10 protein-coding genes and 1 pseudogene are annotated in these 12,299 nt (G+C 39.8%); 3 read left to right on the top strand and 8 right to left on the bottom strand.

Features of this window, described 5'->3' with window-relative positions; all coding sequences use genetic code 11:
• Window positions 1–15: 15 nt before the first annotated feature.
• The 6 genes and pseudogenes from hisS to ndk all read right to left on the bottom strand — a co-directional run bounded on the left by hisS (window position 16) and on the right by ndk (window position 6,627).
• Window positions 16–1,296: a histidine--tRNA ligase gene (hisS, locus tag ACTRWE_RS09145; RefSeq protein WP_350605695.1), complete on the bottom strand. Its 1,281-nt coding sequence runs from the start codon at window positions 1,294–1,296 to the stop codon at window positions 16–18.
• A 186-nt stretch (window positions 1,297–1,482) separates the two neighbouring features.
• Window positions 1,483–2,601 (bottom strand): flavodoxin-dependent (E)-4-hydroxy-3-methylbut-2-enyl-diphosphate synthase, encoded by a 1,119-nt coding sequence (ispG, locus tag ACTRWE_RS09140; RefSeq protein ID WP_462879881.1) that lies wholly within the window; start codon window positions 2,599–2,601, stop codon window positions 1,483–1,485.
• A gap of 5 nt (window positions 2,602–2,606) precedes the next feature.
• Window positions 2,607–3,476 carry a RodZ domain-containing protein gene (locus ACTRWE_RS09135; protein WP_036955299.1) on the bottom strand — a complete coding sequence of 290 codons (870 nt, stop codon included), beginning with the start codon at window positions 3,474–3,476 and terminating at the stop codon, window positions 2,607–2,609.
• 385 nt (window positions 3,477–3,861) lie between these two features.
• A pseudogene (gene pilW / locus ACTRWE_RS09130) lies at window positions 3,862–4,767 on the bottom strand (type IV pilus biogenesis/stability protein PilW); the annotation flags it as partial.
• A 114-nt stretch (window positions 4,768–4,881) separates the two neighbouring features.
• Window positions 4,882–6,012 carry a dual-specificity RNA methyltransferase RlmN gene (rlmN, locus tag ACTRWE_RS09125; protein ID WP_010389431.1) on the bottom strand — a complete coding sequence of 377 codons (1,131 nt, stop codon included), beginning with the start codon at window positions 6,010–6,012 and terminating at the stop codon, window positions 4,882–4,884.
• 183 nt (window positions 6,013–6,195) lie between these two features.
• The gene (ndk, locus tag ACTRWE_RS09120) at window positions 6,196–6,627 is read right to left on the bottom strand and encodes a nucleoside-diphosphate kinase (RefSeq protein WP_008111339.1); all 432 of its coding nucleotides are present in this window, start codon (window positions 6,625–6,627) and stop codon (window positions 6,196–6,198) included.
• A gap of 270 nt (window positions 6,628–6,897) precedes the next feature.
• Here ndk and ACTRWE_RS09115 point away from each other — a divergent pair, with 270 nt between their 5' ends.
• The 3 genes from ACTRWE_RS09115 (at window position 6,898) to ACTRWE_RS09105 (ending at window position 10,229) form a co-directional block, all read left to right on the top strand.
• On the top strand, window positions 6,898–8,223 hold the full coding sequence (locus ACTRWE_RS09115) for a methyl-accepting chemotaxis protein (protein ID WP_462879880.1): 1,326 nt from the start codon (window positions 6,898–6,900) through the stop codon (window positions 8,221–8,223).
• A 364-nt stretch (window positions 8,224–8,587) separates the two neighbouring features.
• Window positions 8,588–9,973, top strand: a complete 1,386-nt coding sequence (gene trhP, locus ACTRWE_RS09110) for a prephenate-dependent tRNA uridine(34) hydroxylase TrhP (protein ID WP_462879879.1) — start codon at window positions 8,588–8,590, stop codon at window positions 9,971–9,973.
• 10 nt (window positions 9,974–9,983) lie between these two features.
• Window positions 9,984–10,229, top strand: a complete 246-nt coding sequence (locus ACTRWE_RS09105; protein WP_198522847.1) for a YfhL family 4Fe-4S dicluster ferredoxin — start codon at window positions 9,984–9,986, stop codon at window positions 10,227–10,229.
• Window positions 10,230–10,343: 114 nt separating this feature from the next.
• Here the strand turns inward: ACTRWE_RS09105 and ACTRWE_RS09100 are convergent, their stop codons facing one another.
• Window positions 10,344–11,075: a M48 family metallopeptidase gene (locus ACTRWE_RS09100; RefSeq protein ID WP_462879878.1), complete on the bottom strand. Its 732-nt coding sequence runs from the start codon at window positions 11,073–11,075 to the stop codon at window positions 10,344–10,346.
• On the bottom strand, window positions 11,075–12,299 hold a 1,225-nt coding region (locus ACTRWE_RS09095), incomplete at its 5' end, for a type I restriction enzyme subunit R domain-containing protein (protein WP_462879877.1). The genes ACTRWE_RS09095 and ACTRWE_RS09100, both read right to left, overlap by 1 nt.

Below are 12,299 nucleotides of genomic sequence, written 5' to 3'. Positions count from 1 at the left end.
GCGCTTTATGTAATTTTAGCTATTAATTAGTTCTGCAAGTAGCGCTTTAGCTTGTTCTAGTTCTAATGTGACTTGTTCTTTACGCTCACGTAAATACTTTATGGTCACAACGCCTTGCTCTAATTCATCTTCACCGATAATAACCGCGACTAATGCATCGCTTTTATCAGCACGTTTTAATTGTTTTTTAAAGTTACCACCGCCAGCATGCACCATAACGCGTAATCCAGGTACGTCTCGACGTAACGTAGATGCAATAATAGGCGCTTGAATGCTGGCTTTGTCGCCCATGGCTGATAAATATACATCAGTACTACGGCGTATGTCACCTACACATTCAAGTGCTTGAAGTAGTAAAACTAGGCGCTCTAATCCCATCGCAAAACCAACTGCTGGGGTTGATTTACCGCCTAATTGCTCAACTAAGCCATCATAACGACCACCGGCACATACTGTACCTTGTGCACCTAAGCTATCGGTTACCCATTCAAATACAGTACGGTTGTAATAATCTAAGCCACGAACTAGCTTTTCATTAACCGTGTATTTGACGCCTGCGGCATCTAATCGTTCACATAAATTTTCAAAATGTTCTTTTGATTCAGTATCTAAATGTTCAGATAATTTTGGTGCATCGACTAAGATTGCCTGTATATCTGGGTTTTTAGTATCCAAAACGCGCAGCGGGTTAGAGTACATACGACGCTTAGAGTCTTCATCTAGTACATCGGTATGTTGTTCTAAGAAGGCAATTAAGGCATCACGGTACTGCGCGCGCGCTTCATTTGAGCCTAATGAGTTAAGCTCCAAGCGTACATGATCGCTTATGCCAAATGCTTCCCAAAGTTGCGCCGTGAGTAATATAACTTCAGCGTCTATATCGGCGCTGGCAATACCAAACGTTTCTAAACCAAATTGGTGAAACTGACGGTAACGACCTTTTTGTGGGCGTTCATGGCGAAACATAGGGCCCATGTACCAAAGGCGTTGTTCTTGATTGTATAACAGGCCATTTTCGTTACCTGCACGTACACACACCGCGGTACCCTCAGGGCGCAGAGTTAAATTATCACCGTTACGATCGGCAAAGGTGTACATTTCTTTTTCTACAATATCGGTTACTTCACCAATAGAGCGTTTAAATAGGTCGGTTGATTCTACAATTGGAAAACGAATTTCTTGATAACCAAACGATGATACGGTCTCGCGTAAAATGTGCTCTACTTTCTGCCAAACTTGCGTATCGCCTGGCAGGCAATCGTTCATACCGCGAACTGCCTGAATTTGTTTTGCCACTGATAAATCCTAAATCTGTTTATGTGCAGTCTTAGACTGCAACCACGTAAAATTAAAAAAATCGACCGCGCATTATAACCCTAACTACAAGGTAATTGCGAGTATAGCGGTGTGTATGTAATTTGTACTGCGCTGTGAATGCCGCTACTAAAAAAGTCAATTGAATGCATATTGCTGGCGTTTAAATCACTCTACGATTTTTATATCGATTTGTGTTTGTTGCTGCTTTTGCTCGATAAAATCGCGCACATAGCCTTCGAGCTGATCAACAATATTATTGTTATCAATACGGGCTTTTTGGCGTTCGCCATTTATGTATAAGCCTGAGCGACGGTTTGCACCAGCAAGGCCAATATCACTCACTAGCGCTTCGCCTGGGCCGTTAACAACACAGCCAATTACAGACACTGAAACCGGTTCAATAATGTCTTCTAAACGTTCTTCAAGTTGGTTCATAGTGCTCACCACATCAAACTCTTGGCGTGAACAGCTTGGGCAAGCAATAAAGTTAATCCCGCGCGAGCGAATACGCAGTGATTTTAATATATCAAAGCCAACTTTTATTTCTTGTACTGGATCTGCAGCGAGAGATACGCGCAGCGTATCACCAATGCCTTCTGCTAATAACATCCCTAAACCAACGGCCGATTTAACAGAGCCAGAGCGCATGCCGCCAGCTTCAGTTATTCCTAAATGCAGTGGCTGGTCTATTTCTTTAGCGAGCAAGCGATATGCGCCTACCGCTAAAAATACGTCTGATGCTTTTACTGAAATTTTAAATTGATCAAAGTCTAAACGGCGTAATATATCTACGTGGCGCATAGCCGATTCTAATAGGGCTTCTGGAGTAGGTTCGCCGTATTTCTCTTGTAAATCGCGCTCAAGTGAACCGCCATTTACCCCTATTCGAATAGGAATATTATGCTCACGCGCTGAATCAACTACCGCTCTAATACGCTCTTCACTACCAATGTTGCCTGGGTTGATACGCAAACAATCAACACCGTATTTTGCTACTTTTAATGCAATGCGATAGTCAAAGTGGATATCGGCGACAAGGGGTATCGAAACTTGCTCTTTAATACTTTTAAATGCCTCAGCGGCATCCATGGTCGGTACTGACACGCGAACAATATCTGCACCGGCATCTTGAATAGCTTGAATTTGGGCTACAGTGGCATCAACGTCCATCGTGTCTGTGTTGGTCATCGACTGCACGGCAATAGGTGCACCATCACCAATAGGAACATTACCCACATTTATGCGTGTGGATTTTCTGCGTTTTATAGGAGATTCTGAAAACATAGCGACTACTCTGCTAAGGGTAATTTAAATTTAGCTAAACGGTTTTTAGGAAAGGCCGAAATATCAACTGGCTCACCATTTAGGGTAATACGAACAACATCATGCTTGCCTAATACCACTGAAAAAGGCGCTACTCCGGTTAGGGTCATTTCGTAGCCTGCTTTTTTTACACCAAAAGCAATTTTTTCATCATTGGCATCGTGAATTTCTACCCAGCTCTCATCGTTAAACATCATAAAAATGGTGCTTAAATCACTGTTTTTTGGCTCACTGGTGCTCTGTGCATTATTAACTGGCGCAGCTTGAATTGTTTGTTGTTCATTTTGTAATGCAGAATCTACTTCTTCTGTAGATTCAATGTCATTTAATAGTGCCTCGTCGGCGGCTTCAGCTAACAGCTTGGTGTTTTCTTGTTGTTGAGTTATGAGCGAGTTATTAGCATTAATAGTTTTAGTTTGTTCATCAATAGGCATTGCATTTTGCCACCACCACACTGCAGAAGAACCAATAACGATAGCCAAAATTAAGTAACTTACGGTCATAAGTCGGCTGTCATGGGCTTCTTTTTCTGTGCGCCTTGAAAAGCTTTGCATATCGACCGGTTTATCTGATGTGCTAAAAGCCGGCAGCATGGCTAAAATAGCTGCGCTATCAATGTTTAGTGTACGACAATAATTTTTTATATAGCCTTTAACAAACGTTTTTGCACCGAGTAAATGATACTCGTCGCTTTCAATATGCTCAACTTGTGATTCTGTTAGCTTTAATAGCGAGGCGATTTCAGCAATGCTGATATTTGCATTTTCTCTATGCGATTTTAGTATTTGTCCTACAGAGGGTTCGTCGCTCTGCGGTTGTGTATTATCTTCATTCATAATATGTATGAGTCTGGATCCACGAGTAAAAGTTAATATTTTGGCTTAATAACCAGAGTAAGACTTTGTTTTTATTTTTTAGTGTTCGTTAATTCTTGCTATTAGAGTGCGCGCTTTTAAAGGGTATCATCAGCTGCGGTTTTATAAAAACGTTAGTATCGCCCTTTTAAAATTTTTGCTGTTTTTTACTTTTAAAACCCTTTAATGCACCTAACATATAGCAGTTTAGCATTGAATCACACTGAAATGCTAAATTGGTTTATAGCAAAACGAGCGATATCAACCGATACACTAGTTTTTACTCTTTTTTTACTAATTTAAAAAGGTATTTGTGTCTCTGTTGTATTTTTGCAGCTTACTTTACTGAATCATCAGAGCTTACTGCAGATGTTGGACTTTTTTTACGAATAATTTTTATTTTTGGCTCCACAATAATATGATTGTTATTACTGCTTTCTTGCAATTCATCAAGTTGTGCTTGGCGGTACTTTTCGCGCAGCACTTCAAACTCTGTTTGCCTTAATTGGTTGTCACGAATGGCGTTAGCTTGAACACTATTTGGGTACGTTTGCAAAATGGTAGCTGCAATTTTTTCAGCATCTTCTATTCTACCCATGCGTTGTTTAACCAAGTAGCCGAGTAACAATGCTCGCGAAGAAACCTGTGCAGTATCGTCATAACGTTTTATTAAAGTACTGGCTTTATATAAGTCACTTTTTGCGTAATACAAAGCCGCTAAGCTTATTAATGTAGAGGCGCGTTGCGAGCTGTGATTTAGCGCTTGTTGAAAGTAGCTTTCTGCATTGGTGAAGTCATTAAATTCAATGGCGCATAAAGCTAAATTTTCATAGCTTTGTGCTACACGAATATAGCTAGGAATTTCAATCGCTTTTAAAAATTGATCGGTCGCGCGATCATACTCATCAATACTACATAAAAACGTACCGTAGTTATTTAGGGTATTCGGATCGTCAGGTTTAATCGCCAACGCTTTTTGATAGGCTTTGTCGGCTAATGCATTTTCGCCAACTTGTTGGTAGTAATAAGCTAAAGAATAATGAACTTCGGGGAGGTTTGGTGCATATTCGCTCGCACGCTCAAGGTTATATTTTGCTTGGGAATTATTGCCGGTGTTTAAATATTGTAATGCCAAAGCAATGCGGGTACGCGCTGCGCCTGCGTTGTTTATTTTATTTTCGACGACGGGTTTGTCACTGCCGTTGTAACTATTTTCAGTAACACAACCGCTTAAAAGTAGTGTTGATAGTGCTAAAGCAAGTAAAGATCGCATTACTTTGTCTCTTTATTTATATCCATAACCTCTATCTTACCTCAAAGCCTTTGTGTTGCATCATTTATTTAAAAATAAACGATATATCACAAAGGCTCTTGATTACTCAAAAAATTAGGCTTGATGAATATTCACTGCAATTGCATTGTCATCACGCATTTTCTTTTTCGCCATACGCTTCGTACGGTCTACAACATCGCCAGCTAACTGGCCGCAGGCAGCGTCAATGTCATCCCCTCGTGTACGACGAACAATACAGGTAATCCCCGCAGCTTGTAATACTTTAGAGAAGCGATCAATTCGACTGTTGCTTGAACGAGTATATTCATTACCTGGGAATGGATTAAATGGAATAAGGTTAACCTTCGAGGGCGTTCCCTTTAACGTTTTAACCAGTTCATGAGCTTGATCGGTACTATCGTTAACACCGTTAAGCATTACATATTCAATAGTCACATCTTTATTGGCTTTTGAACCGTCAATGTAACGACGACACGCAGCTAAAAACTCTTCAATTGGGTATTTTTTATTGATCGGTACTAAAATATCACGCAGGGCGTTATCTGGCGCATGCAGTGAAATAGCCAGCGCTACGTCTATTTTTTCTTTCAATAAATCAAGAGCAGGTACCACACCTGAGGTGCTTAATGTAACGCGGCGTTTAGATAAACCAAAGCCCCAGTCGTCCATCATTAATTCCATCGCCGGTACCACGTTTTTAACGTTAAGTAACGGCTCGCCCATACCCATCATCACTACGTTAGTGACAGGGCGCTTTTCACTGTTGCCATCAAGGCCAATATCTTTGGCTACACGCCATACTTGGCCAATAATTTCAGACACTTTTAAGTTACGGTTAAAGCCTTGTTGTGCCGTTGAGCAAAAAGTACATTCCAGTGCACAGCCCACTTGAGAAGATACACACAAGGTGGCGCGATCTTTTTCTGGGATCCAAACTGCTTCAACTTCTTGACCGCCTTCTAACACGAGTGCGTATTTGATGGTACCGTCGCTGGCTTGTTGACGAACTGATATTTCTGGTGCAACAATTTCGCATTCATTTTTAAGCTTTTCTTTTAGCTTTTTGTTTACGTTGCTCATTTCGTCGAAATTATCTACGCCAAAATGATAAATCCATTTCATCACCTGATCGCCACGGAATGGCTTTTCACCGAATGATACAAATAGCTCTCGCATTGCATCTCGGTTTAAATCTAATAAGTTAATTTTTTTTTGCTCGGTCATGTAACAACCTCAATCGGTGGCAGTGATGGTAAAAATTTACAAGGACGAATTGTACACAATTCATCCACTATAATCATTAAGTAAAACATCATAAATAAACGGCTAATATTTTACTTAATGACTAAAAAAGGGCTCGAAAGCCCTTTTCATACTTTGCATCACAGGGTTAGCTGTGAACTCGAATTAACGAGTACGTGGGCAAAGTTCTTCGTCAGCGAAGAAGTACGCGATTTCGCGAGCAGCAGATTCAACAGCGTCAGAACCGTGAACCGCATTTTCGTCGATGCTATCAGCGTAGTCTGCACGTAAAGTACCAGCTAGTGCTTCAGCAGGGTTAGTAGCACCCATGATTTCACGGTTTTTAAGAACAGCGTTTTCGCCTTCAAGAACAGTAACCATTACTGGGCCAGAAGTCATGAAAGATACTAAAGCGCCAAAGAAAGGACGTTCGCTGTGTTCAGCGTAGAAACCTTCAGCTTTCTCTTGTGAAAGGTGAACCATTTTAGCTGCAACGATTTTAAGACCCGCAGTTTCGAAACGGTTGTAGATTGCGCCGATGTGGTTTTTAGCAACTGCATCAGGTTTTACGATTGAAAAAGTACGCTCTAAAGCCATCTTTGTGCTCCAATAATTTAAATAAAAGGTTGAATATTAACGGGCGCGAATTATACGCGTTTTAGTCGAAAAAACCTAATTTATTCTACGTTGACGAATATTTTAATTTAACAACCTATACTTACTGAACTAAAAAAGTGGCTATAACGTTAATATGAGTTTATAAATCAGTGCTGCATATGATTTGTATTATTTTTAGTCATAGCGATTGTCAATGCGTCTATCGACTCCAAATGCATGAAGAATACATGCAAACTTTAAGGTAAAAATATGTTTTTTAACCAACCTTTAAAAACTCAAATTGCTGATTTACAAAGTAAGCTTTCTGTGAGGGAGCAGGTTAAGCAAAGTTTAGACAGTGAAATGCTGGTATTAGAGCTTGATAAACAAGGCGCTATTTTAAGACAAAATAAAAACTTTGAGCGAGAGTTTAACTACTCAAATAATAAAATAATTAATAAAAACATTTTAGATTTCATCTCAGAAAATGCGAGAAATAACGCTGATTTTCATGCCTTTAAAAAAGCGTTAAGTAAAGCCGAACATTTTGCTGGCGCTATTCAAGTATCTCACGAAAACGGACAACGAGATTGGTTACGCTGTATTTTACACCCGATAAAAAATGAGCAAGGTCAGCTTGAGTATTTAACCCTGCATTGCACTGTGCTTACACAAATAATTGAAAGCTCGAGAGAAAACGAAGATTTAACCAAAGCATTGCATCGTTCAACAGCGGTTATTGAGTTTGATACTCAGGGTATAGTTCTACGTGTTAATGACAACTTTTTAAAAAGTATGAGTTATTCAAGACAAGACGTGGTGGGCAAGCATCATGTTATGTTTTGTGACGAACAAGAAGCGAGTAGTAAAGAGTATCAAGTCTTCTGGCAACGGTTGCGCAATGGCGAGTTTATTGCGAGCAGATTTAAACGTATTGATAAGCACGGTCATGAGGTGTGGTTAGAAGCATCATATAATCCGATTTTTAATGAAGCCAATGAGCTCTACAAAGTAGTAAAGTTTGCTACGGTGATCACTGATCAAGTAGAAAGAGAACTGGCTACAGAGCAAGCGGCAAATATTGCGCATGGCACCTCTATCGAAACTGACAATAACGCGGATAAAGGCGCGGAGGTGGTACAAAAAACTGTACAGGTTATGAACGAACTGTCGGTGCAAATGGAGCAAGCTGCTCAAGAAATTTCAGCATTAGATAAACAATCGCAACTTATTGCGAGCATAGTGCAGAGTATTAGCAGCATTGCTGATCAAACTAATTTATTGGCGCTTAATGCGGCTATTGAGGCCGCGCGTGCTGGTGAGCAAGGCCGTGGGTTTGCCGTAGTCGCCGATGAAGTACGTTTACTCGCTTCAAGAACCAGTAAAGCTACCGAAGAGATTGTGGATGTTGTACAGCAAAACCAAAATTTAACCCAATCAACGGTGGCTGTAATAGAGCAAGGCAAACACAAAGCTCAGCAAGGATTAGATCTTTCTAATGAGTCGGGCCATGTGATGAATGATATTAAAAAAGGCGCGCAACAAGTTGTTGATGCCGTTAGTCAATTCTCGAACCAATTAAGCAGTAAAAAATAACTTAAATCTGCTGCTCTTCATTTATTAGCGCAGAAAGAAATTTTGATGATCTTGATCAAGGTTTCTCTTTTGCCCCCTCATTATACTTGCGCGGTTTATTTTCCTTAATACCAATTCGCTTAATTAAGTGGTCTATTTTGAGGTTGGAAAAACGTGTTGATAGCTAGGCAAAAAAATTGCTATTTAGTTGTTCTCGGCAATTGCTCCTGCATTGCTCTACCTTCTGTATCCATGTAGTCGTAAATGAGATTTTTTTAACGCAGGTAGCGACACGTTTAGCCCCGTAAAATGATTAAGTATTATTGCGGGTTGGTATAATTATTCATGCAACCGGCTTGAACCCGGTTCGATGTATGGAGCGCACATGTCAGCTGTTTCTTCCTCAACCCCGTTTATTCCTGAACTACTTTGCCCTGCTGGTAGCTTAAAAAACATGCGTTATGCCTTTGCTTATGGTGCCGACGCTGTGTATGCAGGCCAACCTCGTTACAGTTTAAGGGTTCGCAACAACGAATTTGATTTAGATACATTACAAATAGGTATTAACGAAGCACATGCGCTAAATAAAAAGTTTTATGTAGTGTCTAATATTGCCCCACACAATGCGAAAGTAAAGTCGTATTTACGTGATATAGAGCCAGTAATTGCTATGAAGCCGGATGCATTGATCATGTCCGATCCGGGTTTAATAATGCTAGTACGTGAAAAGTGGCCCGATATGCCAATTCATTTGTCGGTTCAAGCCAATGCAGTTAATTTTGCAAGCGTAAAATTTTGGGCAAAACAAGGTATTGAGCGGGTAATTTTGTCTCGCGAGCTATCGCTTGAAGAAATCAGCGAAATTAGTGCTCTGTGCCCAGAAACAGAACTAGAAGTATTTGTCCATGGTGCACTGTGTATGGCTTATTCAGGGCGTTGTTTACTCTCAGGCTATATTAATAAACGCGATCCCAACCAAGGCACCTGCACCAATGCATGTCGTTGGGAGTATGATGTTAAACCTGGCACTGAGAACGAAACCGGTGAAATGGTACATAAAATTGACCCTAAAGCGGTTATACCTACGTTAGGTGAAGGCGCACCAAGTAACGATGTATTTATACTAGAAGAGCAAGGTCGCCCGGGTGAATATATGCCTGCATTTGAAGACGAGCATGGTACTTATATCATGAACTCAAAAGACTTACGCGCCGTGCAATATGTAGAGCAGCTAACAAAAATGGGAGTGCATAGCCTAAAAATAGAAGGGCGTACTAAGTCATTTTATTATGTTGCGCGTACCGCTCAGGTGTATCGTAAAGCGATTGACGATGCCGTTGCAGGTAAACCATTCGATGCTGATTTATTTAAAACTCTTGAGAACCTAGCACACCGTGGTTATACCGAAGGTTTTTTAAAGCGCCACGCTCATCAAGATTATCAAAATTACGAATACGGTTACTCTGTATCTACCAAGCAGCAATTTGTAGGTGAAGTACTTGGTCGTAATGTTAATGGTTTAGTTGAAATAGATGTAAAAAATAAATTTTGTGTTGGCCATTCATTAGAGCTAATGACGCCGAAAGGTAATATTAGCTTTACCCTTGAGAGTATGGAAAATAAAAAGGGCGAAAGCATTACTGATGCTAAAGGCTCAGGCCATATCGTAAAAATTCCACTGCCTGACACTATCGATTTAGAGCACGCCATACTGATGCGCAACTTGGATGAAAACCAAGACACCCGCAATCCTTTCAAACAAGCTGTTTAACGGGTAAATCATGGCTCTACTCATAAATAGCAAATGCATTAACTGTGATATGTGCGATCCAGAGTGCCCAAATGAAGCAATTTATATGGGCGCTAAAATTTACCAAATAGACCCTGAAAAATGCACAGAATGTGTAGGTCATTACGACAAGCCAACGTGCGTCAGTGTATGCCCCATTGATTGTATAAAGCCCGATCCTAATCATCGAGAAAGTGTGGACGAACTGGCAGAGAAGTATGTGAGATTGATGGGTTAGTTTAATACTTATTTATCATTTAACATGTGTGATTTTAGGCTAGAGACAGTTTCTTTCGTTATAGTTTTTTGAAATGTGGTTATTTCAAGCTTCAAAATAACTCTCTAATGTTTATCAGTATTGCCAATCTTCATAAGCTAAAGGCAAGCTGTTTAGTAAGTCTCGGCGCTCGCGCCAGTTATGCATATGCTTATCCATCAATGCTTTAAAACGTTCATTATGGTGTCGTTCAAGTAGGTGGATTAGCTCATGCACTAAAATATATTCTAAACATTCAGGCGGCTTTTTAGCAAGTTCAAGGTTGAGCCAAACCCGCTTTGCCTGAATATTGCAGCTGCCCCATTTTGTTTTCATTTTTTTAATATTAAGTGAGTCTGCTTTTACGCCAAGTTTTTTTTGCCATGAGGGCAGTAACTTTTCAATTGATCGTTGCATTTCATCACGATAAAAACGGTTTAATAACTTGAGGCAATTATCGGGTGATGTATTCTCATTCACTTTTAACTCTAACTGACCGCTACCTTTCGCGGTAACGGTAAATTTACCCTCAGGCTTTTTTATTGCTAGCCGGTATTTTTTTCCCCAAAGGTAATGACACTCACCATTGACCATTTCACGGATTGACTGTCGTTCTTGCTTGGCAAAGTCAACTTGTTGCTTTTTTATCCAAGCAAGTTTGTTAACAATAGCAAGCCGAATGGTTTGTTCGCTTGTTTTATTAGGTACCGATAATCTAACCTTACCATTGGGCGGTAAAACACTTAGATGGATGTTCTTAATGTCTCGTCGATTAATTTCAACATCAATACCGCCAATTTGTATCACTTCAGTATTAGCTTTATCCACTAATGATATTCCTTTTGGGCTTTTACAAGCTCCATAACTTCATTAATATCGACTTCATAACTCGATGTCTCTTGCCTAATTGCATTAACAATCTCACGCTCTTTAAACCTATCGCCAAGCCACTCAGCTTTTTTTGTGTAGCGCACTGCGGTATCAATTTTACTTGTAAGTACTTCATCATTGCCAAAATTATCGTAAATAGCCTGTTTGGCAGGGCTATCTACTGAAGTAGGGTAGTTATGGGCATTATTGCCTGTAGGGTTCACAACTTTTTTAGCTAAAGCTTTAATTTGTTCTAGGTATTCTTGGTAGCTTATAGCTTGCTCTCTGCGCTGCGCAATAATAGCGTCAAGTAATGTAGCCATGCTTTCAAAGTACTTAGGGTTTACAGGATTTTCATCAACGATGGTTTTTCTAACGTTATTTTCAATCGCTTCCGCCATCGATTCTTCATTATTTCTAATGCCTTCAGGTAATGAATCAAGTCCTGCGCCATTATTATTTACCACTAAATCTATTAAGCCAAGTTCCTCAAAATCCATGAGTACTTCGCTGTCATCAGCACGAATATACATATCAAGCAAATGTCGCATTGCAGGCTCAAAGCGTTTCATTTCGAGTAAGTCGCCACTGGCTAGTTTTACTTCGTCACGAACTTTCTCAAAATAAGCGACTTCTTTTTTTATTTTTTCAGCTTCAGTCAGTGAATAACCAGCTTGATCCATCTCATTTGCAACATTGGTGTACGCACGTATAAGTTTGGCAACAGTTTGATAAAGGGTTAAACGTAGTGCTTCTTTTTCATTGCGTTCGTTTTCATCTGTTGGTTCAACTCCTGATTCACCACAAAAGTAATGAATAAAGTCTTTAGTATTTCTTGGTGCTTTTACTGGTTCACATAAAGCTCTAACAGCTTCTAATGCATTGTCTAAATCAGATTTAGATTCTTTGAGGCGATCTTTTAATAAACCAGCAACATCGTCTTCATCGTAACCATCAAAAGCTTCAGCGGTAAAATCTTTAATCGCTTTATCTAATGAGCGAAATAAATCTTTATAATCGATAATATAACCATAGTCTTTATCTTCACCGTCAAGCCTATTTACACGACAAATTGCTTGAAACAGATTATGATCAGCCATTTTTTTATCAATGTATAAGTAGGTCGCAGAAGGAGCATCAAAACCGGTTAATAGCTTATCTACTACAATAAGTAACCGCATT

This window comes from Pseudoalteromonas sp. G5_S1_54_S4 (assembly GCF_054968565.1).
This window is presented reverse-complemented; position numbering and strand designations above follow the sequence as displayed.